Origin of the sequence: Streptomyces mutabilis, from assembly GCF_046628145.1 — a bacterium.
Taxonomy (GTDB): Bacteria; Actinomycetota; Actinomycetes; order Streptomycetales; family Streptomycetaceae; genus Streptomyces; species Streptomyces mutabilis.
Window position 1 is genome coordinate 1,412,827 of sequence record NZ_CP176874.1, and the last position, 24,112, is coordinate 1,436,938.

The following is a 24,112-nucleotide window of genomic DNA, read 5'->3' on the forward strand; positions in this document are numbered from 1 at the left end:
GCCCGCCCGCCGCGCACTGCCTCCCATCCGGACTTTAACCGTCGGTCCAGGAATTTCACCTGGTCAACCGGTCGCTGGAGGCGACCGGGTCGCGGACTGTAACCGCCGGTTCGGACTTTCACCGACCCCGGAGTGCGCTGCTTCTGGTACAGGCTCAGTGTGCCACGCCCGATCGCCCTCCATGCGGCCGGAGTGTGTGGAGTGGCTCACAGGACAACCCCTCCACCGGAACCCGTCCCGGCCTCGACCGCACCAACCCGCCCGCCGGACCCCCGACTTGAGATTGGTCCATACCTATTGACTCACTGGTCTAGTCCTCTCTAGGGTCTGCGCAACTTCCGTGGAGAGGAACCGACTGTGCCTTCCCCCTCACGCTCCAGAACCGGCCGCGGAGCGAGACCGGCCCTGTTCGCGGCGGCCACCGCCGTCGCGGGCCTGGTCCTCGCCGGCCTCCCGGCGACCGCGTCGCAGGCCGCCGACCAGGAAAGCTGCCGTCCCGACGGGCTCTACCAGACCCCTGGCGTCGACGTCCCCTACTGCTCGGTCTACGACACCGAGGGCCGGGAGAGGATGGGCGCGGACCACCCGCGCCGGGTGATCGGCTACTTCACGGGCTGGCGCACCGGCAAGGACGGCAAGCCCGCCTACCTCGCCTCCGACATCCCGTGGGACAAGATCACCCACATCAACTACGCCTTCGCGCACGTGGACGGCGGCAACAAGCTCTCCGTCGGCCCGGACAGCGCGACGAACCCGGCGACCGGCATGACGTGGCCGGGGGTCGAGGGTGCCGAGATGGACCCGGGCCTCCCCTACAAGGGCCACTTCAATCAGCTGAACAAGTTCAAGAAGCAGCACCCGGACGTCAAGACGATGATCTCGGTGGGCGGCTGGGCGGAGACGGGCGGCTACTTCGCGGCCGACGGCAAGCGCGTGGACTCGGGCGGCTTCTACTCGATGGCCACCAACGCCGACGGCTCGGTCAACCAGGCCGGCATCGACACCTTCGCCGACTCCGCGGTCGACTTCGTGCGGAAGTACGGCTTCAACGGCGTCGACATCGACTACGAGTACCCGACGACGATGAAGGACGCGGGCAACCCGCTCGACTGGTCCTTCGCGAACGGCCGCCGGGCCGGGCTGGTCAAGGGCTACGCGGCCCTGATGCAGACGCTGCGCGAGAAGCTCGACCGCGCGGGCGCCGCGGACGGGAAGCACTACCTGCTCTCCGTCGCCGCGCCGTCCTCCGGTTACCTGCTGCGCGGCATGGAGACCTTCCAGGTCCAGAAGTACCTGGACTACGTCAACATCATGTCGTACGACCTGCACGGCGCCTGGAACGAGCACGTCGGCCCGAACGCCTCCCTCTTCGACGACGGCAAGGACTCCGAACTCGCCGCCGCGGGCGTGTACACCACCTCCCAGTACGGCGGCATCGGCTACCTCAACACCGACTGGGCCTACCACTACTTCCGCGGTTCGATGCCGGCCGGACGCATCAACATCGGGCTGCCGTACTACACGCGCGGCTTCAAGAACGTCACCGGCGGCACCGACGGGCTCTGGGGCAAGGCGCCCGCCACGGACTGCCCGGCGGGCTCCGGCCTGACCAAGTGCGGTGACGGCGCGGTCGGCATCGACAACCTCTGGCACGACCTGGACACCGACGGCGAGGAGTCACCCGCGGGCTCCAACCCGATGTGGCACGCCAAGAACCTGGAGAAGGGCATCGTCGGCGACTACGTCACCGACTACGGCTTCCCGGCCGACACGACACTGACCGGGACGTACGCCCGCAAGTACGACGCGACGCTGGTCGCGCCCTGGCTGTGGAACGCCGAGAAGAAGGTCTTCCTGTCCACCGAGGACGAGCAGTCGGTCCGGGCCAAGGCGGACTACGTGGTCGACCGCGGCATCGGCGGGACGATGGTGTGGGAGCTCGCGGGCGACTACGCCTGGGACGCCGGCAAGGGGCAGTACGTGCCGGGCTCGACGCTGACCGACACGATGTACGAGACGTTCAAGGACGCGTCGCCCTACGGTGCCGAGCGCGCCACGATCGACCTGCCGGCCGAGGCGCTGGACGTCGACGTGGAGTTCGGGGAGTTCCCGCTCGGTGACTCCAACTACCCGATCAGCCCCAAGCTGAAGATCACCAACAACACGAGGACCACCCTGCCCGGCGGCACCGAGTTCCGGTTCGACTACTCCACCTCGGCGCCCGGCAACGCCAAGGACCAGTCCGGCTGGGGCACTTCGGTGATCCGCAGCGACCACACGGGCGGCAACGTCGGCGGTCTGAAGGGCGATTACCACCGCGTCTCCCTGAAGCTGCCGGCCTGGCAGTCGCTGGCGCCGGGCGCGTCGACAACGGTGGACTTCGTCTACTACCTGCCGGTGTCGACGCCGTCGAACTGGACGGTGACGTTCGCCGGGAAGACGTACGCCCTCGCGGGCGACCTGGCCCGGGGCACGACCGTCGTCGAACCGGGGACGGAGACGCCGAACCCGACCCCGACACCCACGGGCACCGGGGCACCGAGCCCGAGTCCGAGCCCCACGGACGGCACCGGGCAGTGCACGGCACCGGCCTGGGACGCGGCGACGCCGTACGGAGGTGGCATCACCGTGTCACACGAGGGGCACTCGTGGAAGTCCAAGTGGTGGACGAAGGGCGAGGAGCCCGGCACCACCGGCGAGTGGGGCGTCTGGCAGGACCTCGGCACCTGCTGACCCCCGGCGATACCGGCCCGGCGGCGGTGACGACGGCCCTTGCCCGCCGCCGGGCCTCTCCAGCGCGTCCGCATGCCACATTCCGCGGCTGCCGGAACGTCCCGGGCGACGACGGGGCGTTCCGCCCGGGAGCGCCCCCTGGAGTCCGAAGGGGCTGAACCCGCGGCAGACCCCTACGCCTCCGACGGCGAGAACAGCTCGTCCTGCGCGCGGTCCCGGGCGGTCAGCAGTGCCCCGCGCAGTACGGCGCCGCCGCCCAGCGTGCTGGCCCGTACCTCGGTGGCCAGCGGCGACATGCGGTCGAGGCGGTGCTGTACCCGGGCGGCGAGGGCGTCGGCGCCGGCCCGGCCGACCTCGCCGGCCAGCACCAGGCATCCGGGGTCGAGGACGGAGACGACGGCGGCCGCGCCGAGGGCGACCCGGTCGGCGAGGGCGTCCAGGAAGCGGGCGGCCTCCGGGGCCGTGGCCGACCGGCGTACCGCCTCCCGCACCAGCGCGGCGGCTCGCGGCTCGGGCCCCTCGGGCACGGCCGTCACACCGTGCTCCGCCGCCAGCGCGCTCACCGCCGCCGCCCCGGCCACGGAGTGGAACCCGCCGTCGCAGTCGGTGGCCGACGGCAGGCCCGCGGTGCCCGGCACCGGCATGAAGCCGATCTCGCCCGCGCCGCCGGAGACACCCCGGCGCAGCGTGCCGTCGAGGACGACCGCGGCGCCGATGCCGAGGCCGAGCCAGAGCAGGACGAACGTCTCCCGGTCCCGGGCCGCCCCGTCGCGCTGCTCGGCCAGGGCCGCGAGGTTGGTCTCGTTCTCCACGCCGACCCGCGCCTCGGGGAACTTCTCCTGCAGCGCGGCCATCAGCCGGCGGTGCCAGGCGGGCAGGCCGGTGGAGTCGCGGAGTTCACCGCTCGCCGGGTCGATCAGGCCGGGCGCGCCGATGCCGACGGTGTGCAGCCGGTCGGCGCCGGCCTCCTTCGCCGCGCGCTCGACCAGGCTCACCGCCTGCTCCACGGCGGGTCCCGTCCCGGTGTCGTCGCCGATCGGCACGGACGCCTCGGCGAGGACCCGGCCGAGCAGGTCGGACACGAGCACGGCGACGCCCTCGGTGCGCACGTCGAGGGCGGCGAGGTGCGCGCGGTCGGCGACGATGCCGTACAGCTTGGCGTTGGGACCGCGGCGCTGCTCCCCCGATTCGCCGGCCACCTCGATGAGGCCGGAGGCGATGAGGCGTTCGACGAGGTCGGCCACGGTGGGCCGGGACAGGCCGGTCAGCTGCTTCAACTGCCCCGCCGTCAACGGGCCCTCGCGCTGCAGCAGGCGCAGGGCGAACCGGTCGTTGATGGCCCGGGCGGTGCTCGGTGATGCGGGCATGCCGGGATCCTTCCAGATCGGCGGCGCGGCGGCCCGCGCCGATAATCCCCTATCCATCAGGAAGGGTCCCTGATAGTTTACGCGGCGCAGTACGGCAGCGAGCGGTGCGGCAGGGAGACGAGCCGGTGCGGACCGGACGGAGGGGCCGAGAATGAGCGCAGTGGTCTACGAGCAGGGCCAGGTGAGGCGCGCCCGGTACGCCGTGGCGGCCGTGTTCGCCGTGCACGGCGCCGTCACCGGCTCGTTCGCGACCCGGGTGCCGTGGATCCAGGACCATGCCGGGGTCAGCGCGGGCCAGTTGGGCCTGGCGCTCGCCTTCCCGGCACTCGGCGCGTCCCTCGCCATGCCGCTGGCCGGCAGCGTCAGTCACCGCTTCGGCGCCCGCACCGCCCTGCGCGGCCTGCTGGCCCTGTGGACACTGGCGCTGGTCCTGCCCTCACTGGCCCCGAACCTGCTCACACTCTGCCTCGCCCTCTTCGTCTACGGCGCCACGGCGGGCATGTCGGACGTGGCGATGAACGCGCTCGGCGTCGAGATCGAGAACCGCCTGGACAAGTCGATCATGTCCAGCCTGCACGGCATGTGGAGCGCGGGAGCCCTGATCGGTTCGGCGGCCGGCACGCTCGCCGCCCACCTGGGCTCGGACGCCCGCCTGCACCACGTCCTGGCCGCCGCGGTGCTGACCGTCGCGGGCCTGGTCGCCTGCACCTGGGTGCTGGACCTCCAGCCCGCCGAGGACGAGGACCCGCCGCCGAGGTTCGCGCTGCCGCCCCGGTCGGCGGTGCTGATCGGCGCGGTCGGGTTCTGCGCGGTGTTCGCGGAGGGCGCGAGCCTGGACTGGTCGGCGGTCTACCTGCGGGACGAGCTGGAGACGTCGGCGGGACTGGCGGCGGCGTGCACGACGGGCTTCACGCTCACCATGGCCGTGGCCCGGCTCGCCGGCGACAAGGTGGTGGACCGTTTCGGCGCGGTACGCACGGTGCGGGTGAGCGGAGTGCTGGCCTCCCTCGGCGGCCTGCTCGTCGTCGTCGGCGGCCACCCGGCGGTGGCGATGACCGGCTTCGCGCTGATGGGGCTCGGTATCGCCGTGGTCGTCCCGCTGTGCTTCGCGGCGGCCGGCCGCGCCGGTTCCAACCCGAGCCTGGCCATCGCGGGTGTCGCCACCATCACGTACACCTCAGGCCTGGTCGCCCCGAGCGCGATCGGCGGCCTCGCCCAGGCGACCAGCCTGGTGGTGTCGTTCGGCCTGGTGACGGTGCTGGCCTGCTGCCTCGTGGTGTTCGCGAAGGTGCTGCGCGCCGGGGACCGGGACCGGCCGAAGATCAGTCCGTCGAACGCAGGAGTGCCCGACCGGCAGTCCTGAACGTGTCGCTCCACGGCGCCGGGCGCAGGGTTTCCGAGTCCAGCCGGACCAGCACCCGGGTGCCGCGGGCGTACGTGGTGGCGCCGTCCGCCGAGCAGAAGCGGAAGCCGTAGGTCAGCCCGGTCGTGCCGAGCCGGTCCAGCCAGAGGTGGACGGCGTAGGCGCCCGGCCGGGTGACCGGCGCGTCGTAGGTGATCGTCAGTTCCTTGACCGCGTTGCAGGCGTCGCCGGCCGCCGCCCAGTCGCCCTCGAACCGGAATCCGTGCTCCGTCCACAGCTCGGCCCAGGCACGCTCGACCATCACGGGGTAGCGGGCGTTGTGCAGCAGGCCGAGCGCGTCGAGGTCGTCGAAGTGGACGGTGACGGGGACGAGGCGGCCGTACGGCACGGCGGGCAGGGCGGGGGCGGCGGGCGCTTCGGCGGTCACGACGGGCTCCTGGGTGGTGCGTGGTGGTACGCGGCGGTACTGACGTACGGACGATCACCACCATCCTAAGCGGACGCTCAGCATGCCCGTCGGAGAAGGGTGCAGGTCAGCCGCACGGCCGGGCACCCCTGACAATGGTCCGGACAGTCATCACGTACAGAAAGCGAAACCTCACCATGGACCTCGGCGTGCGCTGGAAGCTGCACGGGGACGGGAAGGTCCCCGCCCCCGGAGCGGTGGTCCGCCCCGACGAACGGCTCTCGTGGCCCCGCACGGTCGGGCTCGGCGCCCAGCACGTGGTGGCCATGTTCGGGGCGTCCTTCGTGGCTCCGGTCCTGATGGGCCTGGACCCCAACCTCGCGATCATGATGTCCGGCGTGGCCACGGCCATCTTCCTGCTCGCCACCCGCGGCCGGGTCCCCAGCTACCTCGGCTGTTCCCTCTCCTTCGTCGGCGTCGCCGCGGTGATCCGGACCCAGGGCGGTACGAGCGCCACGGTGACCGGCGCGGTCCTGGTCGTCGGCGCCGCGCTGTTCCTGGTGGGGCTCGCCGTGCAGCGGTTCGGGGCGCGGATCATCCACGCCGCGATGCCGCCGATCGTCACCGGCGCGGTGGTGATGCTGATCGGCTTCAACCTGGCCCCGGTCACCGCCTCCACCTACTGGCCGCAGGACCAGTGGACGGCCCTGCTGGTGATGCTGTTCACCGGTCTGGCCGTGGTCTGCCTGCGGGGCTTCTGGTCCCGGATCGCGATCTTCCTGGGACTGGTCTTCGGATATGTCCTGTCCTGGGCCCTGGACCGGATCTTCGGCAAGATCCACTCGGTGGACGGCAGCGGCAAGCTGACCGACCACTGGCGGCTGGACTTCTCGGCCGTGGGGCAGGCCGACTGGATCGGGCTGCCGTCCTTCCACGGACCGAGTTTCGAGTGGTCGGCGATCCTGGTCGCCCTGCCGGTCGTCATCGCACTGGTCGCCGAGAACGCCGGTCACGTCAAGGCCGTCGGCGAGATGACCGGGGACCCGCTCGACGACAAGCTCGGCACGGCGATCTCCGCGGACGGCGTCGGCTCGATGCTGTCGACCGCGGTCGGCGGCCCGCCCAACACCACGTACTCCGAGAACATCGGAGTGATGGCGGCGACCCGGGTCTACTCGACGGCCGCGTACTGGGCCGCCGCCTGCTTCGCCCTCCTCTTCGGCGTCTGCCCGAAGTTCGGCGCGGTCGTCGCCGCGATCCCCGGCGGCGTGCTGGGCGGCATCACCGTCATCCTCTACGGCATGATCGGCCTGCTCGGCGCGCAGATCTGGATCAACGCCAAGGTGGACCTGCGCAACCCGCTGAACCTGGTGCCGGCCGCCGCGGGCATCATCATCGGCGTCGGCAACGTCAGCATGGAGATCACCGACAACTTCTCGCTCAGCGGCATCGCGCTCGGCACCCTCGTGGTCATCACCGGCTACCACGCGCTGCGCGCCTTCGCCCCGGCCCACCTCAAGACGCAGCAGCCGCTGCTCGACGAGGGCACGTCGTCGTACGACGAGAAGACCGGGGCGGCCTCGCGGGACGGGCAGTCCGGGAACGGCGACGGGTCTCAGCGCGCCAAGTCGTAGGCGTAGGACGGCGTGAAGGTGCCCGGCTTGCCCTTGCAGCCGTCCGACTCCCCCGGCAGCTTCACCCACAGGTAGGCGTCGATGCGCCCCATGCCGGTGCTCAGGGTCGGGGTGCGGCCGACCTTGCGGCCGGCCGGGTCGCACCACTCGCCGTCGGCCGGGGCGCCGTTGCCGTTGCGGCTGGTGTCGATGACGGCGCCGAGGCTCGCCGGGCCGCCGAGGGCGTCGAGGACCGCGCGGTCGTAGGCGATCTCGTCGGCGGTGCTGTGGAAGTTGGAGACGTTGCTGAAGATGCCGTCGGAGGAGGCGGGCGAGGCGGCGCCGGCCTCCTTCAGCCAGCCCGCCTGCTTGGCGGGCGCGTGCCAGCCGGAGTGGCCCGCGTCGTAGTACACGCGGGCGTTGGGGTTCGCCTCCTTGAGCACGCGTCCGGCGCGGGCCAGGGAGGCGAAGCGGTCGGCGCGTTCCCCGGCGGCCAGGCAATCGGCCTGGGCCACCGAGTCGGGCTCCAGGATGACGACGACCTCGCCGGAGCCGAGCCCCGCGGCGAAGAGGCCGATCCAGTCGTCGTAGGCGTCGAGGCCGGGCGCGCCGCCCTGGGAGTGGCCGCCGCAGTCGCGGTCGGGTATCGCGTACGGCACCAGCACGGGCACCCGGCCCTCGGCGGCGCCGCCCGACGTCACGGCCCGGACCCGTGAGGTGATGGTCGAGGGCGTGTAGTCGGCGAACCACACGGCGGCCGGGTGGTCGGCTATCCGCGAGCGGATGACGTCCTGGCGCGGGTCGTCGGGGTGGGCCCGGACCCAGGAGAGGATCTGCGACTGCGGGTGCCGGTAGAGCCGGGTGGCGGCCTGGGTCGCCCGGGGCTCCCTCTCGGCGGTCTTCTCCGGCGACGGCTCGGGGCTCGCCTTCTTCGCCGGGGCCGAGGGCGAGGGCGGGGCGGAGACCGACGGCGTCACCGACGGGGACGGGGACGGGGACGGCACCAGGGGCAGGGACTGCAGCCGAGCTGGCCGGGTCGCCTGCGGTCGGGCCTCGTCCTTGCCGCCGTCGTCGTCGCCGAACGCGGTCAGCATGCCGGTCGCGGTGCCGACCGCGACGACGACGGACGCCGCCGCGACCATCGCTGCGCGTCGGGCGGCACGCCTGCGCTCGGCCCTGCGAGCGGCCAGGCGCCGGGCACGAAGGCCTGACACTACGGTTCCCCCTCCCCCGCACGGCGGGCGCGTTCCCCCGTTCTGGGGAAGCGTCGGGCCCGCCGGCACTCCCGTCAGCCTAAAGCTGCGACCCTGCCGCCATGGCGCACTGCGAGCAACTCCCGACGGCCGCCTCGACGGTGGACACGGTCCTGACCCGGATGCGCGCCCTCGACACGACGCTGCCTCCACGGGACGGGGTGGCGGTCTTCAACCGCGTCTACCTGGCCGTCACCGAGGCGGTGGACCGGCACATCGACGGCGGCCGTTTCCCGGACGCCCGCTCGGCGATCGCGCTGGACGTGCGGTTCGCCGAGCGCTATCTGGCGGCCGTCGACGCACTGGAGAACGGCCGTCGGCCGCCCGCCTGCTGGCGTCCCCTGTTCCAGTTCCGCCGCCACCCCGGCGTACGTCCGTTGCAGTTCGCGCTGTCGGGCATCAACGCGCACATCGGCCACGATCTCGCGCTGGCCGTGGTGGACGCCTGTCGTACGCTCGGCTGCGAACCCGTCGACCTGGAGGACGAGTTCGACCGGGTGGGCGAACTCCTCGTGTCGCTGGAGGAGCGCGTCCGCGAAGAGCTGATGCCGGGTCCCGACCTCCTCCAGATCGCCGACCCGCTGACCCATCTGCTCGGCTCCTGGAGCCTGGAGCGCGCCCGCGACGCCACCTGGGCGGCGGCCCGCGCGCTGTGGGCGCTGCGCCGACTGCCGGATGTCGCCGGGGAGTTCACCGAGCGACTGGACGCGGCGGTGGGCTTCGCCGGCCGCATGCTGCTCACCCCGCTGCCGGACTGATCCGGCCGTTCCCCGGCGAGCGCCCCCGGAACACCCGTACCACCGCTGTACGTTGCACCCTTGAGCGACTCGCGTCCCCACAGCGAAGGAGCACCGGACATGACGACCCGGCTCGGACTCGGCCTTCCCCAGATGCGGCAGTACGACCTCGGCAAGGACGTCCCCGACGTGGCACGCGCGGCGGAAGGGCTGGGCTACGAGAGTCTGTGGGTCTTCGAGCGCGCGCTGTTCCCCGAGCCCGCCACCCAGGGGCTGTACGGCATCGAGGGCCTGCCCTGGCCGGACTCGTACCGGAACGTGGCGGACCCGCTGATCACCCTGACCCTCGCCGCCGCGGCCACCGAACGGGCCGAGCTGGGCAGCAGCGTGCTGGTCGCCCCGCTGCACGGGCCGTTCCAGCTGGCCAAGGCGCTGGCCTCGCTGGACGCGGCGAGCGGCGGCCGGGTGGTCGCCGGTTTCGGCACCGGCTGGTCGCACGACGAGTACGCGGCGGCCTCGGTGCGGCCGTTCGCCGAGCGCGGGCGGGCCCTGGACGAGCTGATCGAGGTGTGCCGCGCGGTCTGGGGCCCGGACCCGGTGGTGTACGACGGGCACGTCACGAAGATCGCGTCCGCCGTGGTGGGCCCCAAGCCCGCCCGGCCGATCCCGGTCCTCCTGGCGGCGGGCAGCGACAAGGCCCGGCGCCGGCTCGTGGACCACGCCGACGGCTGGCTGCCCAACGGCCTGGGCGTCGAGGCCGTGGCCGGCCAGTGGCGGCAACTGCGCGAGCTGGCCGAGGAACGCGGCCGTACGGAGCCGATCCGGACGGTGCTGCGGGTCAACGCCCGCTACAGCGCGCCGGGCCAGGAAGGCGCCGATCGCCGCCCCTTCCACGGCAGCGTCGACCAGATCGTCGAGGACCTCGCCGCCCACGCCGAGATCGGCCTCGACGAGATCCTGATCGACCTCCAGGGCTCGGCGCGGGACGCCGAGGAGCTGAAGGACCTGGCCGCCCAGGTGTACGAGAAGGCCCGGGCGGCCGGGGTCTAGGAATCCCGTCGGTCAGTCCTCGGGGAGTTCCACCGGCGCGATCTCGTCGTACACGTCACCCGGTCCGGGGTTGGTCGCGTCGGTCTGCCCGCCGAAGTGGTGCATGACGCCCCAGACGGCGTTGAGCGCCGTCTGGACGGCTCCCTCGGCCCAGCCGGCCGTCCAGGAGATGTCGTCGCCGGCGAGGAAGATGCCCCGCTTGTCCTCGGGCAGCTCCTCCTGCATGAAGTGGGTGAACAGGCGCCGCTGGTAGCGGTAGTGGCCGGGGAGGTTGGCCTTGAACGCGCCCATGAAGTAGGGCTCGTTCTCCCAGGAGACGGTCACCGGGTTGCCGATGATGTGCTTCCTGATGTCGACCTTCGGGTAGATCTCGCCGAGCGACTTCAGCATGACCTCCATCCGCTCGTTCGCGGACAGCGGCAGCCACTTCAGGCTGTCGTCGCACCAGGTGTAGGAAAGGCAGATGACGGCGGGCCTGTCGGGGCCGTCGTCCAGGAGGTAGGTGCCGCGGGTCATGCGGTCGGTGAGCGTCATCGACATGACGTCCCGGCCGGTCTCCTCGTCCTTGTCCAGCCAGAAGGGCCGGTCCACGGGGACGAAGAGCTTGGAGCTCTCCATGTAGTGGGTGCGCTCGATCGCGGTCCAGTGGTCGATCGGGAAGAGCGAGTCGTCGCAGGCGATCTTGGAGAGCAGCATCCAGGACTGGGCCGTGAAGATCGCCGCCCGGTACGTGCGGATGTCGCCGTCGGCGTCGGTGACGGTGATCCGGTTGCCGGCCGTGCGGTTCAGGCGGGTCACCGCCGGGCGCGGCTCGCCGTCCGTGTGCAGGGACTTCAGCGAGGTGCCGTACGGCCAGTGGACGATCTTCTCCGGCTCGCGCGCCCAGAGCCGGAGCGGCAGCTGCTGGGAGCCGCCGACGATGCCGCGGTGGTGGTCGTCGGCCTCGGTGTAGACGACGCGGAGGATCTCCAGGATGGAGTTGGGGAAGTCGGTGTCCCAGCCGCCGGTGCCGAAGCCGACCTGGCCGAAGATCTCGCGGTGCCGGAAGGACTTGAAGGCCTCGGAGTCGCAGAGGAAGCCGTAGAAGGTCTGGTTGTCGAGCTTCTCGACCAGCTTCGCCCAGATCTCGCGGATGCGCGGGACGTCGCGCTCGCGCAGGGCGCGGTTCATGTCGGAGAAGTCGGCGCCTTCCTCCAGGCACTTCGCCCAGGCGTCGGCGACGTCCCGGTAGACCTGCGGCAGGTCGTCCAGCGTCTCGGCGTAGTGCGACTCGCCCTTGAGGTCGACGACGGTGGAGGGCGTGGCCTCGGCGAGCGGGTTGGGGAAGGGGCGGGTCTCCAGGCCGACCAGGTCGATGTAGTGCTGGAGGGCGGTCGAGGAGGGCGGGAAGCGCATCGCGCCCATCTCGGCGGTCAGGGACTCGTCGCAGCCGTCGAAGCCGACGGTCCGCAGCCGGCCGCCGATCTTGTCGGCCTCGTAGACGACCGGCTTGAGGCCCATCTTCATCAGCTCGTAGGCGGCGACGATGCCGGACAGGCCACCGCCGATGACGGCGACCTCGGTGCCGTGCTCGGTGGCCGGTATCTGGCCGAGGCCCGCCGGGTGGGCCAGGAAGTCGTCGTACGCGTACGGGAAGTCCGGCCCGAACATGGTGATCGGCGGCTGCTGCTCGTCTGCGTGCTCGATCGCGTTGGGCACGGTGGACGTCATGGGGTACGGACTCCTTGCACGGTGAAGCGGGGAAAGCGGCTGAGCTGTTCAGAGGTTGCGGGCCAGGGACCCGTACAGGCCGGGGAGACGGTCCTTCAGGTACGGGTTGGCCTCGCGGGACGCGGCGAGGAAGGCCGGGTCGGCGTCGGCGAGGACCAGCTCCTCGGAGCGTCCGGCGCGGGCGCGGGACGTGCCGTCGGGCCCGGCGAGCACGGAGAGCCCGACGAACTCGAACTCGCCCTCCGGTCCGACGCGGTTGACGTACGCGACGTACATCTGGTTCTCGAAGGCCCGCACCGGCACGACGGACTCGGCGACGAACTGGAACGGGTGCATCTGAGCGGTGGGGACCAGCAGCAGGTCGGTGCCGGCCAGGGCGTGGGCGCGGACGTTCTCCGGGAACTCGACGTCGTAGCAGATCATCAGGCCGACGGTGAGGCCGTTCAGCTCGGCCTGCACGACGGGCTGCTCGCCGGGGGTGAAGTGGTCGCGCTCGAAGCAGCCGAAGAGGTGGGTCTTGCGGTAGTTCGCGAGGCGGGTGCCGTCGGCGGCGACGAGCTGGACGGAGTTGAAGACGCGCTCGCCGTCCCGCTCGGGGTAGCCGTAGGCGACGGCCAGACCGTGGCGCCCGGCGATCTCCGCGACGGCGTCGGCCGAGTCGCCGTCGGCCGGCTCGGCGAGGACGGCGATGTCGTCGCCGATCGCGTACCCGGTCAGGAACAGCTCCGAGGTCACGAGCAGTCCCGCACCACCGGCCGAGGCACGGGCGGCGGCCTCGTCGAGGACCTTGAGGTTCTCGGCGACGGATCCGGGCCGTCCGGAGCTCTGGAGCAGGGCGGTGCGCATGCGTGTTCCTCACCGGAGGGAAGGGGGTCGGGGGGCCAGATAGACGGTACGGTCGGCGGACTCGGCCGGACAAGAAGGAGCCGTTGCGCGCCGGTGAGCGGATCGTTGCGTGCGTCCGGCGCCTGGCGGTGATTCGTTGCGCGGCCCCCGTCCTCCCCGAGAACCAGATCGCGTCCGTCCTCCCCCGCCGCGCGGCGGAGGGCTCTCCCGCCCTCGGCGCGATGTGACGCGGGCGCGGCGCCGGGACAGTGGTGACCGTTCGGTTCACCGGCTTCGATCCTTGGGAGAGGTCCTCCATGAAACGCCGTACGACAACCGTCTCGCTCTGTGTCGCCCTGCTGATCGCCGCCGTCACCACGGGCGCGGCCGTCGCCTCCGGCCCCCACGGGGAACAGTCCCCGAGGGAGGCCGCCGCGCTCACCGGCACGGCCGAGCTGTACCGGTCGGCCGGGGACGACATCACCTTCACCTTCGACGCCCATCTGGCGGCCGAGCACCACGACGACCCCCTCAAGGCCACCGGGACCTTCGAGTTCAGCCACTACCTGAACGGCAAGGGCGCCCGGGCCGAGGTCGACGTCGACTGTCTCCTGACCGGCGGTGACGTGGCCGTCGTCTCCGGCGTCATCACCGACTCCGACCTGCCCGGCGCGAAGGGCAAGCGGGTCGGCGTCACGGTCCACGACCTCGGGCGCCACGACCGGCTCGGATACAGCTGGGCCGTGACGGGGAGCCCCGCCGAGGGCGGGGAGCTGCCCCCGTGCGTGTCGTCGGCGCCCTTCGAGAAGGTCAAGAAGGGGACCGGCGACTTCGAGGTCGTGCCCTGGCAGCCGCGGCTGTAGTCCGGGCGGCGGCGGCCAGCAGCACCGCCGTCAGCAGGTACGGCACCGCGGACCAGACGAACGCGGTGCCGTGCCCCGTCACCGTGGCCGTGGCGGCGTAGGCGCCGTAGGTGGCGAGGGTGCCCAGCTCGGTGCCGAGGCCCGCGACCGAGGTCAGGGTGGCCCGCCCGGTGTCGTCGATGCGCCGCTGGAGGCGGGCGTCGGCCAGCACGGTCGCCAGCTGGAATCCGCCGAAGGCCAGGGCGACGAGCACCAGTGCGGGCGCGGTGCCCAGTGCGGCGCCCGCCGAAAGGGCGAGCGCGGAACCGGCGAGCAGGACGGCGAACCCGGTCGTGGTCAGGCGTTCGGCGGCGCCCGCCAGCAGGCCCCCCGCCGTGGCGCCGGCCCAGATCACCAGCAGCAGCCAGGGGACGGTCTCCTGCGCCACACCGGTGTCGGCCGCCAGCAGCGGGGTGTACTCGTCGAGCGCGCCCCACACCGCGGTCACAGCCGGTACCAGCAGCAGCGCGCCCCGCACCGAGCGGTCGGTGCGGGCCTCGGTGAGCCCGGCCCGCAGGGTCGTGGTCCAGCGGTCGCCGGCCGCGGACGGTGCGCGGTGTTCGGGGAACCGGGTCGCCACGGCCGCCCCGGCCAGGCAGACCAGGACGCTCGCCGCGCCCACCGCGTCGTACCCGCCCCAGGCGAACACCGGGCCGGCCAGACCCATGGCGGCCATCGTGGCGGTGATCCCGACGGCGCGTGCCCGGCCCATGACCCGGGCGTACCGGTCGGCGGCACCGGCCCGGTCCAGCTCGTCGTAGACCAGTGCCTCCAGCGCGCCCGAACCGAGCGCCCCGCCGGCGCCCCACAGCACGAAGCCGACCGCGAAGGCGCCGTAGGAGGGCACGAGGACCCACAGGGCGAAGCCGGCGGCGGTCAGCAGCGGACCGAGCACCAGCAGCAGTCGCCGGGAGAACGCGTCGGCCCAGACGCCGGAGGGCACCTCCAGCAGGACGCCGGTCAGCGACCACAGGGCGAACAGGGACGACATCTGCCAGACGGACAGACCGGTGTCGCTGAACAACAGCGCGTACACCGGGTAGAGCAGGACGAACTCGTCGCAGAACGCCGAGGCGTACAGCGTGCGCGTCAGCCGCCGGGTACCGGCGGTCTTGGGGGCACGCTCGGGTGAGAGAGTCATGAGGCCTTCCCGAGGGGGCGGATCGGACACCGGGGGTACGGCGTCCGGGGCGGCCCTCGGGAGGAGGCGCGGCGGTGGGATCAATGTCGCCAGGTCATGGCACCGATGGTAGTCGGGCGACCCGGCTCCGGTCCCGCGATTACGTGGGCGAGCCCGACGAGTAGCGCCGCAGCAGCGGCGACAGGACCAGAACGGACTTGGTCCGCTCGACGAACGGCTCCCCGGCGATCCGCTCCAGGACCCGTTCGAAGTGCCGCATGTCGGAGGCGAAGACCTGGGCGACCGCGTCCGCGTCCCCGGTGACGGTGGACGCGGCCACGACCTCCTGGTAGCGCTCCAGGCCCCGCTGGATGGTCTCCGGCGAGGTGTTGCGGCGGCAGAAGATCTCGACGAACCCCTCGGTCTCCCAGCCGAGCGCCGCGGGGTCGACCCGTACGGTGAATCCGGTGATGGCCCCGGTGGCGCGCAGCCGGTCCACGCGCCGTTTCACGGCGGGCGCGGACAGGCCGACCGACTGGCCGATGTCCGCGTAGGAGCGGCGGGCGTCCTCGGCGAGGGCGTGCACGATGCGTTCGTCGAGATCGTTCAGCACTGCGGGTGGTTCACTTCGCTTCTGGTGTCACGGTGTCCGGCGTGGCCAGCCGGGAGCGGCGGTGGCCGTACACGAAGTAGAACACGAGCCCGACCGCCATCCAGACACCGAACACGACCCAGGTGACGGTGGACAGGCTGCCCATCATCCAGACGCAGAAGGCGAAGCCCAGCGCCGGCAGGACGGGCGACAGGGGCACGCGGAAGGTGCGGCGCATGTCGGGGCGGGTCCGGCGCAGCACCACGACGGCCACGTTGACCAGGGCGAAGGCGAAGAGGGTGCCGATGCTGGTGGCGTCGGCGAGCTGCCCGAGCGGGATGGCGGCGGCCAGGACTCCGCAGAACAGGGAGACGATCAGCGTGTTGGCGCGGGGTGCGCCGGTCTTCGGGTGGACGCGGGAGAACACCTTCGGCACGAGCCCGTCGCGGGACATGGCGAACAGGACGCGGGTCTGGCCGTAGAGCACGGTCAGGACGACGCTGGCGATGGCGACGACCGCGCAGAACGCGAGCAGGGTCCCCCAGAAGGTCTGGCCGGTGACGTCGCTCATGATCTGGGCGAGGGAGGCCTCGGAGTCGGTGAAGGTGCGCCAGGGGCGGGCGCCTACGGCGACGGCGGCGACGAGGACGTACAGCACCGTCACGATGACCAGGGAGAGCATGATCGCCCGGGGCAGGTCGCGCTGGGCGTTCTTGGCCTCCTCGCCGGCGGTGGAGGCGGCGTCGAAGCCGATGTACGAGAAGAAGAGCGTCGCGCCGGCCGCGCTGACGCCGGCCATGCCGAGCGGCATGAAGTTCTCGTAGTTGCCGGAGCGGAAGCCCTGCACGCCGATCGCGCAGAACAGCACCAGCGCGGCGATCTTCACGACGACCATGACGGTGTTGGCGCGGGCGGACTCGCGGGCACCGCCGAGCAGGAAGGTCATGGCGAGGAGCACGACGATCAGGGCGGGCAGGTTGAAGACGCCGCCGTCGCCGGGCGGGGCGGACAGCGCGGCCGGGATGGTGACGCCGATGGTGCCGTCGAGGAGTTCGTTGAGGTACTCGCCCCAGCCGACGGCGACCGCGGCGACGGACACGCCGTACTCCAGGACCAGGCACCAGCCGCAGACCCAGGCGACCAGCTCGCCCATGGTGGCGTAGGCGTACGAGTAGGAGGAGCCGGAGACCGGGATGGTGCCGGCCAGTTCGGCGTAGGACAGGGCCGAGAAGAGCGCGGTGAGGCCGGCGATGACGAAGGAGAGCGTGACGGCCGGGCCGGCCTTGGGGACGGCCTCGCCGAGGACGACGAAGATGCCGGTGCCGAGGGTGGCGCCGATGCTGATCATCGTGAGCTGCCACAGGCCGAGGGAGCGGCGCAGCGTGCCGCCCTCGCCCTGGCCGCCCTCGGCGACCAGCGTTTCCACGGGCTTGCGGCGCATGAGGCGCGCGGCCAGGCCCGGGGACGCGGGGCCGGCCGATGTGTCGTGGTGCGGGGGTGCGCCTTGGTCGAGCACGCGTTGACTCCTTTGTCGCTGCCGGTCGGGCCCGTCGGTGTGAGCGGACGGGCTCGCGGCGGGCTCTGGAGCGGCGGGAACGCGGCGGGCACCCGTGAGAAGCACGGAGACCCACCGAGCGGGGTCCCCGCCACGCCACGTACAGCGCAGAACACTACGAGGGGGGCGCCGCGCCGGTAATGCAGCAACCTTGCGCATCTCCGCACGATCGTTGCGTTCACCGGGGCGGGACGGACGTTCGTTGCGCGGAGGGTGCAAGGCGTTGCGCACGGGCCCGGCGGATGACGGATCGGGCCTGGTCACAGGCGGTCGGCCGGGCCCGTCCAGCCGCCGGCCCGTTCCGCCGCCGAGCGAGGGAACGGCCCCCGTCCCTGCCCGGCGGACGGGAGGAACGGGGGCCGTGCGGAGCGGGCGGACGCGGTCAGCTCCAGCTGGCGTGCAGCGGCTTGCCCTCGGCGTAGCCGGCGGCGCTCTGGATGCCGACGATGGCCTTCTCGGCGAACTCCTCCAGGGAGGCGGCACCGGCGTAGGTGCAGGAGGAGCGGACGCCCGCGATGATCGAGTCGATCAGGTCCTCGACGCCGGGCCGGGTCGGGTCGAGGAACATGCGGGAGGTGGAGATGCCCTCCTCGAACAGCGCCTTGCGAGCCCGGTCGTACGCGGACTCCTCCGAGGTGCGGTTGCGCACCGCACGGGCGGAGGCCATGCCGAAGGACTCCTTGTAGGCGCGGCCGTCGGCGTCGTGCTGGAGGTCGCCCGGGGACTCGTAGGTGCCGGCGAACCAGGAGCCGACCATCACGTTGGACGCGCCGGCCGCGAGGGCCATCGCCACGTCACGGGGGTGGCGGATGCCGCCGTCGGCCCACACGTGCTTGCCGTACTTCTTGGCCTCGGCGGCGCACTCCAGGACGGCGGAGAACTGCGGCCGGCCGACGCCGGTCATCATGCGGGTGGTGCACATGGCGCCGGGGCCCACGCCGACCTTGATGATGTCGGCGCCGGCCTCGATCAGATCGCGCACGCCCTCGGCGGAGACGATGTTGCCGGCGACGATCGGTACCCGCGGGTCGAGGTCGCGCACCAGCTTGACGGCGCTGATCATCGACTCCTGGTGGCCGTGCGCGGTGTCGATGACGAGGGTGTCCACACCCGCGTCCAGCAGCTGCTGGGCCTTGCCCGCCACGTCACCGTTGATGCCGACGGCGGCGGCGATGCGGAGCTTGCCGTTCGCGTCGACGGCCGGGGTGTAGAGGGTGGCGCGCAGGGCGCCCTTGCGGGTGAGGATCCCGGCCAGCCGGCCGTCCGCGTCCACGGCGGGCGCGTAGCGGCGGTTGGCGGCGTCGAGGGTGTTGAAGGCCTCGCGCGGGTCCATGTCCGCGTCGATCAGGATCAGGTCCTTGGACATGACCTCTTCGAGCTGCGTGAAGCGGTCCACGCCGGTCAGGTCGGTGTCGGTGACCACGCCGATCGGCTTGTGGTCCTCGTCGACGACGACACCGGCGTTGTGCGCCCGCTTGGGCAGCAGGGACAGCGCGTCGGCGACGGTCTGGTGCGGGGCCAGCACGATGGGGGTGTCCAGGACGAGGTGGCGGCTCTTCACCCAGGAGACGACCTCGGTGACGACCTCGATCGGGATGTCCTGCGGGATGACCACGAGGCCGCCGCGCCGGGCCACCGTCTCGGCCATGCGGCGTCCGGCGATGGCGGTCATGTTGGCGACGACCAGCGGAATGGTGGTGCCCGTGCCGTCCGGGGAACCGAGGTCCACGCCCTGCCGGGAGCCGACGGCGCTGCGGCTCGGCACCATGAAGACGTCGTCGTACGTCAGGTCGTACGAGGGCTGGATGTCATTGAGGAAACGCACGTGCTGCACATCCCAGTCGATCAGAGGTGGCCCCCGGACAGGTCAGCCAGGGGGAAAGAGCACGTACTTCATTCTCCCATGACCGGTGGCCGATAATCCCCGGGCAGATCATCCAGGCTGGTCAGCGGCCTTACTGGAGGATCCTCCAGGGCCGAGGGTCACGAAGAGCCCCGGGCCACGGTCCGTCGCCTCGGCGAAGACCTCCTCGGCGACGGCCCACTCGTCCGGCCGCTCCTCGGCGTACGCCCGCCAGCCCCGGACGACGAGGACCAGCCCCCGGTCCCGCGCGCCCTCGGGCCAGACGGACGGGTCGGCGAGGGAGTCGGCGAGCGCGTCCCAGTTCCGCCCGAACCAGTCGGGCAGCGCGAGGTCACGGGCGCAGCGGTCCATCAGGCCCGCCTTGTCCGTGACCCCGTCGAGGTCCAGCGTGACCACGAGCCGCCCCGCGGGGTCCTCGGTCATCGTCCTGCCCCTTACTCCCGTTCCTGAATACCCGTCAGACGCCGTCCGGATCGGCCCGGTTGAGCGTCGACTTCGGTGCCGGGCCGGCCGTCATCAGGTAGTCGGCGGCCGACGTGTCCGTCACCAGGCTGGTGACCAGCCCGGAGCGCAGCACCGCGTCGATCGCCGCCGCCTTGCGCTGCCCGCCCGCGATCGCCACGACCTCGGGGATGCGGCGGAGCTGGTCGGCCTTGACCGTGATGCACCGCTCCCCCAGGTCCCGTCCGACCCGGCGCCCCTCGGCGTCGAAGAGGTGCGCGGACATCTCGGCGGCGACACCGAGCGAGGCGTAGTGCGCGCGCTCCTCGTCGCTGAGCATGTCGTGCACCGTCGAGATGCCCGGCTCCCAGGAGCCGATGGAGACGCAGGCGACCGTGACCTTGTCGAAGTACTCGAAGGCCCGGGCGATACCGGTCTGGTGGCGCAGTGCCTCCGCGGTGGCCGCGTCCGGCAGCAGCATCGGCGCGTAGATGGGGTGGGCGTCGCCGCCCGACACCTGGGCGGCGCGGCGGACGGCCTCGACCGAGCCGCGCTCGGCGGTCCCGGCGTCGTACACGCCCGTCAGCTGCACCACCGTGCACGGCGGCAGCCGGTCGAGCGCGGCCGCCATGTGGATCGTGGACCGGCCCCAGGCCAGGCCCAGCACGTCGCCCTCGTTGACCAGCTCGCCGAGCAGGTCGGCGGCCACTTCGCCCAGGTTCTCCGGGTCGGGCGTCTCCTCGGCGTCGGCCGGGGACTCCACGACCACGGCGTGCCTGAGGCCGTAGCGCGCTCGCAGGGCGTCCGAGCGTTCGGCGTCCAGTTCGGCAGGTACCCGGATCTCGATTCGTACTAGGTCTCGCTCGAGGGCGGTCTCCAGAACCCGGGCCACCTTGAAGCGGCTGACGCCGAACTCCTCCGCGATCTGGATCTTGGACTTGCCCTCGAGGTAGAAGCGGCGGGCCATGGCCGCCGCCTGGACCAGCTCAGCGGGTCCCATCCGCATGGCTGAACGGCCCGCCGACATACCCGACACGGCGTTCTCCTCACTGCTGTTCACACTCTGGATTCGCCGTTCATCCTTGCAGATTCGGCGCGCTTGATCAGCCCTGATGGGAGCCGTTCACGTTCTGTTCCTCAGTGGTCGCACGCCCAGGACGCCTTGGCGGTGGCCGCGTCGGCCCGGTTGCGCAGTGCACGTACCGCCTCGGCCGGGTCGGACGCCCCGTACACGGCGGAACCCGCGACGAAGACGTCGGCGCCGGCGTCGGCGCACCGCTCGATCGTCGATGCCGACACACCGCCGTCGACCTGGAGCCAGAGCTCCAGACCGTGCTTCTTGATCAGCTCACGGGTGCGGCGGATCTTCGGCAGCATGATGTCGAGGAACGCCTGCCCGCCGAAGCCCGGTTCAACCGTCATGATCAGCAGCATGTCGAGCTCGGGGAGCAGATCCTCGTACGGCTCGATCGGCGTCGCCGGGCGCAGCGCCATGGAGGCGCGTGCCCCCTTGGCGCGGATCTCGCGGGCGAGCCGCACGGGGGCGGTGGCCGCCTCGACGTGGAAGGTGACGGAACCGGCGCCCGCCTCCACGTACTGGGGGGCCCAGCGGTCGGGGGCCTCGATCATCAGGTGGCAGTCCAGCGGGGTGTCCGTCGCCCGGGCCAGCGACTCCACTACCGGCACGCCGAGGGTGAGGTTGGGGACGAAGTGGTTGTCCATGACGTCGACGTGGAGCCAGTCGGCTCCCTGGACCGCCTTGGCCTCGTCCGCGAGGCGGGCGAAGTCGGCGGACAGGATGCTGGGGTTGATCTGCGCGGCCATGCCCCCAAGACTGCCATGCCCTCCGGGGGTGGGCGGCATCGGTCCCGGTGGGGGGTCGGTCGCAGCGGGCCCCGGGGAGTGCGGTTGTTCGCCGGGCGCGGGTGAGTGGGGGCTGGGCGCGCGGTTTCCCGCGCCCCTGGCGGTGACGGTGTGGGCCCGCGTCTACGCGGTGCGGCGGATCAGGGCGAGGTACATCGCGTCGGTGCCGTGGAGGTGGGGCCAGAGCTGGATGTCGGGGCCCTCGCCCAGGTCGGGAACGTCGGGGAGGAGGGGACGGGCGTCGATGAGGTCGGTGTCGGGGAACTGCTTCAGTACGTCGGCGACGACCGCGCGGGTCTCGGCGAGGTGCGGCGAGCAGGTCGCGTAGGCGACGACACCGCCGACCCGGACGGCCTCGAGGGCGCTGCGCAGCAGGGCCCTCTGGAGCGGAGCGAATCCGTCCAGGTCCTCCGGGCGGCGGCGCCAGCGGGCCTCGGGGCGGCGGCGCAGGGCACCGAGGCCGGTGCACGGCACGTCGACCAGGACGCGGTCGAAGCTGCCCGGGCGCCATGCCGGGCGCGTGCCGTCGGCGGTGATCACCTGGTACGGACCCGGGTTGCCGTCCAGAGCCTTGGCCACCAGCCCGGCCCGGTGCGGCTGCTTCTCGGAGGCGAGCAGGAAGGCACCTCGTTCGGCGGCCAGGGCGCCGAGCAGCGCGGCCTTCCCGCCGGGCCCGGCGCACCCGTCCAGCCAGCGCCGGTCCGGGCCGTCCAGGGGCGCGTTGGCCAGGGCCAGGGCGACGAGCTGGCTGCCCTCGTCCTGCACGCCGGCCCGGTTCTCGCGTACCGCGTCGACGGCGCCGGGCTCGCCGCCCTCGCTCAGGCGCACGGCGTACGGGGACCAGCGGCCCGGCACGGCGGCCTCCTCGGCGAGCAGCTCGTCGCGGGTGGCCCGGCCGGGGCGGGCGACCAGGGTGACCTCGGGGCGCTCGTTGTCCGCGGCCAGCAGCTCCTCCATGCCGGCCCGGCCGCCGCCGAGCGAGTCCCACAGCGCCGAGACGACCCAGCGGGGGTGCGAGTGCACCACGGCGAGGTGATCCTCGGGGTCCTCGTCGTAGGGCGGGGCGACCCGCTCCAGCCACCCGTCGAGATCGTCCCGCGCGACCTTGCGCAGCACGGCGTTGACGAACTTGGCCCGCCCGTCACCGAGCACGACCCGCGCCAGCTCGACGGTGGCGGACACGGCGGCATGGCTCGGGATACGCGTCCCGAGCAGCTGGTGCACGCCGAGGCCGAGCACATCCAGCACCGGCGGGTCGACCTCGCGCAGCGGCCGGTCGACGCAGTCGGCGACGATCGCGTCGTACGTCCCCTGCCTGCGCAGCGTCCCGTACACCAGCTCGGTGGCGAGCGCCGCGTCCCGCGCGTCGAAGTCCCCCTTCTCCCGGGCCTTGCGCAGCAGCGGCGGCAGCACGAGGTTGGCGTACGCGTCCCGCTCGTCCACGGCCCTGAGCGCCTCGAAGGCGAGGATGCGGACGGGGTCCTTCTGGGGCCTGCGGTACGGCTTGCGGGGACGGCGGGGCTGCTCGCTCACGAAAAAGGTGCTCCGGGTGTGGGGTGAAGTGCGCTCACCAGCGTACGCCGGGCCGGTGAGCGGTGACGCGGAGGCGCAGGTCAGCCGCCGAGCTGCTCGCCCTCGGCGATCCGCACGCCGCGCGCCCAGTCGGCGGCGCGCATCGGCTTCTTGCCCTGGGCCTGCACCCACAGCAGCTCGACGGCGTGCGAGCCGGTGCCGACGTACACGTTGTTCTTGCCGGCGGCGAGCTGCCCGGGGGCGAGGTCCGCGCGGTCGGGGACCGGCACGGCCTGGACGAGCTTGAGCCGCTCGCCCCGGAAGGTGGTCCAGGCGCCGGGGGCGGGGGTGCAGCCGCGCACCACCCGGTCCACGCGCAGCGCCGGGGCGGACCAGTCGATCCGGGCGTCCTCGACGGTGATCTTCGGGGCGAGGGTGACACCCTCGGACGGCTGCGGCACCGCCTTCAGGCTGCCGTCCTCGATGCCGTCCATGGTGGCCGCCAGCAGCCCGGCACCGGCGAAGGCGAGCCGGGTCAGCAGGTCGCCACTGGTGTCGGTGGGGCGGACGGTCTCGGTGACCGTGCCGTACACGGGGCCGGAGTCCAGGCCCTCCTCGATCAGGAAGGTGGACGCCCCGGTGATCTCGTCGCCCGCCATCAGCGCGTGCTGCACGGGCGCGGCCCCGCGCCAGGCGGGCAGCAGCGAGAAGTGCAGGTTGACCCAGCCCTGGGCGGGCACGTCGAGGGCGACGCGGGGCAGCAGCGCCCCGTAGGCGACGACGGGGCAGCAGTCCGGCGCGATCTCGCGCAGCCGCTCCAGGAACTCCGGGTCACGCGGTTTGGCGGGCTTGAGCACCTCGATCCCGGCCTCCTCCGCCCGCTCGGCCACGGGAGAGGCGACCAGCCGACGACCACGCCCGGCCGGAGCGTCGGGCCGCGTGACGACGGCGGCCACCTCGTGGCGCCCGGAGGCGATCAGAGCGTCCAGGGCGGGAACGGCGACCTCGGGGGTACCGGCGAAGACGAGCTTCATGGGTGGGACGGGCCTCTCGGGCGGGGGCGGATGCGGGCGACGCACCAGTCTACGAGCCCGGAGACCACGGGCAGCCGCCGACGACGAAGCACCCCCACGGCAGACCCCGGCCTCTCGACCGGCTGGAAACGGGCGGTGCGCGAGTGGGAGAAGGAAGAGCGCCGACGGCCGA

General features: G+C 72.5%; 20 protein-coding genes and 1 riboswitch. Of the genes, 6 read left to right on the forward strand and 14 right to left on the reverse strand.

Annotation, left to right across the window (positions count from 1 at the left end; all coding sequences use genetic code 11):
- Positions 1-9 precede the first annotated feature (9 nt).
- A riboswitch (FMN riboswitch) is annotated at positions 10-140 on the reverse strand.
- Positions 141-357: 217 nt separating this feature from the next.
- On the forward strand, positions 358-2,733 hold the full coding sequence (locus ACLIN4_RS06115) for a chitinase C-terminal domain-containing protein (protein ID WP_411575561.1): 2,376 nt from the start codon (positions 358-360) through the stop codon (positions 2,731-2,733).
- A gap of 173 nt (positions 2,734-2,906) precedes the next feature.
- Here the strand turns inward: ACLIN4_RS06115 and ACLIN4_RS06120 are convergent, their stop codons facing one another.
- The gene (locus ACLIN4_RS06120) at positions 2,907-4,100 is read right to left on the reverse strand and encodes an ROK family transcriptional regulator (RefSeq protein WP_107476398.1); all 1,194 of its coding nucleotides are present in this window, start codon (positions 4,098-4,100) and stop codon (positions 2,907-2,909) included.
- A gap of 151 nt (positions 4,101-4,251) precedes the next feature.
- Between ACLIN4_RS06120 and ACLIN4_RS06125 the strand changes: the two genes are divergently transcribed.
- Positions 4,252-5,463: an MFS transporter gene (locus tag ACLIN4_RS06125; RefSeq protein WP_269958616.1), complete on the forward strand. Its 1,212-nt coding sequence runs from the start codon at positions 4,252-4,254 to the stop codon at positions 5,461-5,463.
- Here the strand turns inward: ACLIN4_RS06125 and ACLIN4_RS06130 are convergent.
- Entirely contained in the window at positions 5,423-5,890 is a 468-nt protein-coding gene (locus ACLIN4_RS06130) for an acyl-CoA thioesterase (protein WP_107476396.1), read from the reverse strand. The two genes, ACLIN4_RS06125 and ACLIN4_RS06130, sit on opposite strands and share 41 nt — an antisense overlap.
- A 176-nt stretch (positions 5,891-6,066) precedes the next feature.
- On the opposite strand from ACLIN4_RS06130, the gene ACLIN4_RS06135 reads away from it, so the two are divergent.
- Complete coding sequence (locus tag ACLIN4_RS06135; protein ID WP_381943726.1) at positions 6,067-7,503, forward strand: uracil-xanthine permease family protein; 1,437 nt, start codon at positions 6,067-6,069, stop codon at positions 7,501-7,503.
- On the opposite strand, the gene ACLIN4_RS06140 is transcribed toward ACLIN4_RS06135, so the two are convergent.
- On the reverse strand, positions 7,485-8,624 hold the full coding sequence (locus ACLIN4_RS06140) for a glycoside hydrolase family 6 protein (protein ID WP_411576738.1): 1,140 nt from the start codon (positions 8,622-8,624) through the stop codon (positions 7,485-7,487). The genes ACLIN4_RS06135 and ACLIN4_RS06140 overlap by 19 nt on opposite strands.
- Before the next feature lie 173 nt (positions 8,625-8,797).
- Between ACLIN4_RS06140 and ACLIN4_RS06145 the strand changes: the two genes are divergently transcribed.
- Positions 8,798-9,493 (forward strand): DUF5995 family protein, encoded by a 696-nt coding sequence (locus ACLIN4_RS06145; protein WP_107476393.1) that lies wholly within the window; start codon positions 8,798-8,800, stop codon positions 9,491-9,493.
- A gap of 99 nt (positions 9,494-9,592) precedes the next feature.
- Positions 9,593-10,522: an LLM class F420-dependent oxidoreductase gene (locus ACLIN4_RS06150; RefSeq protein WP_107476392.1), complete on the forward strand. Its 930-nt coding sequence runs from the start codon at positions 9,593-9,595 to the stop codon at positions 10,520-10,522.
- 12 nt (positions 10,523-10,534) lie between these two features.
- Here the strand turns inward: ACLIN4_RS06150 and ACLIN4_RS06155 are convergent, their stop codons facing one another.
- Together ACLIN4_RS06155 and ACLIN4_RS06160 are read right to left on the reverse strand one after the other, a co-directional pair.
- The gene (locus ACLIN4_RS06155; protein WP_411575562.1) at positions 10,535-12,232 is read right to left on the reverse strand and encodes a flavin monoamine oxidase family protein; all 1,698 of its coding nucleotides are present in this window, start codon (positions 12,230-12,232) and stop codon (positions 10,535-10,537) included.
- 48 nt (positions 12,233-12,280) lie between these two features.
- Positions 12,281-13,078, reverse strand: coding sequence for a carbon-nitrogen hydrolase family protein (locus tag ACLIN4_RS06160; protein ID WP_289911452.1), 798 nt, complete (start codon positions 13,076-13,078; stop codon positions 12,281-12,283).
- A 296-nt stretch (positions 13,079-13,374) separates the two neighbouring features.
- Between ACLIN4_RS06160 and ACLIN4_RS06165 the strand changes: the two genes are divergently transcribed.
- On the forward strand, positions 13,375-13,920 hold the full coding sequence (locus ACLIN4_RS06165; protein ID WP_107476415.1) for a Repetin: 546 nt from the start codon (positions 13,375-13,377) through the stop codon (positions 13,918-13,920).
- On the opposite strand, the gene ACLIN4_RS06170 is transcribed toward ACLIN4_RS06165, so the two are convergent.
- The 9 genes from ACLIN4_RS06170 to fmt form a co-directional block, all read right to left on the reverse strand.
- The gene (locus ACLIN4_RS06170) at positions 13,868-15,100 is read right to left on the reverse strand and encodes an MFS transporter (RefSeq protein WP_107476390.1); all 1,233 of its coding nucleotides are present in this window, start codon (positions 15,098-15,100) and stop codon (positions 13,868-13,870) included. The two genes, ACLIN4_RS06165 and ACLIN4_RS06170, sit on opposite strands and share 53 nt — an antisense overlap.
- A gap of 139 nt (positions 15,101-15,239) precedes the next feature.
- Positions 15,240-15,692 carry an Lrp/AsnC family transcriptional regulator gene (locus ACLIN4_RS06175; RefSeq protein WP_043375183.1) on the reverse strand — a complete coding sequence of 151 codons (453 nt, stop codon included), beginning with the start codon at positions 15,690-15,692 and terminating at the stop codon, positions 15,240-15,242.
- 10 nt (positions 15,693-15,702) lie between these two features.
- Complete coding sequence (locus tag ACLIN4_RS06180) at positions 15,703-17,187, reverse strand: amino acid permease (RefSeq protein ID WP_381914027.1); 1,485 nt, start codon at positions 17,185-17,187, stop codon at positions 15,703-15,705.
- Positions 17,188-17,608: 421 nt separating this feature from the next.
- Positions 17,609-19,051 (reverse strand): GuaB1 family IMP dehydrogenase-related protein, encoded by a 1,443-nt coding sequence (locus ACLIN4_RS06185; protein ID WP_179342264.1) that lies wholly within the window; start codon positions 19,049-19,051, stop codon positions 17,609-17,611.
- Positions 19,052-19,159: 108 nt separating this feature from the next.
- Positions 19,160-19,513, reverse strand: coding sequence for a barstar family protein (locus ACLIN4_RS06190; protein WP_107476388.1), 354 nt, complete (start codon positions 19,511-19,513; stop codon positions 19,160-19,162).
- Between the two features lie 34 nt (positions 19,514-19,547).
- Entirely contained in the window at positions 19,548-20,591 is a 1,044-nt protein-coding gene (locus ACLIN4_RS06195; protein ID WP_100046394.1) for a sugar-binding transcriptional regulator, read from the reverse strand.
- 77 nt (positions 20,592-20,668) lie between these two features.
- Positions 20,669-21,355, reverse strand: coding sequence for a ribulose-phosphate 3-epimerase (gene rpe, locus ACLIN4_RS06200; protein WP_043375173.1), 687 nt, complete (start codon positions 21,353-21,355; stop codon positions 20,669-20,671).
- A 162-nt stretch (positions 21,356-21,517) separates the two neighbouring features.
- Complete coding sequence (locus ACLIN4_RS06205; RefSeq protein ID WP_100046395.1) at positions 21,518-22,927, reverse strand: RsmB/NOP family class I SAM-dependent RNA methyltransferase; 1,410 nt, start codon at positions 22,925-22,927, stop codon at positions 21,518-21,520.
- Between the two features lie 80 nt (positions 22,928-23,007).
- Entirely contained in the window at positions 23,008-23,940 is a 933-nt protein-coding gene (gene fmt, locus ACLIN4_RS06210) for a methionyl-tRNA formyltransferase (protein ID WP_289911464.1), read from the reverse strand.
- Positions 23,941-24,112 lie beyond the last annotated feature (172 nt).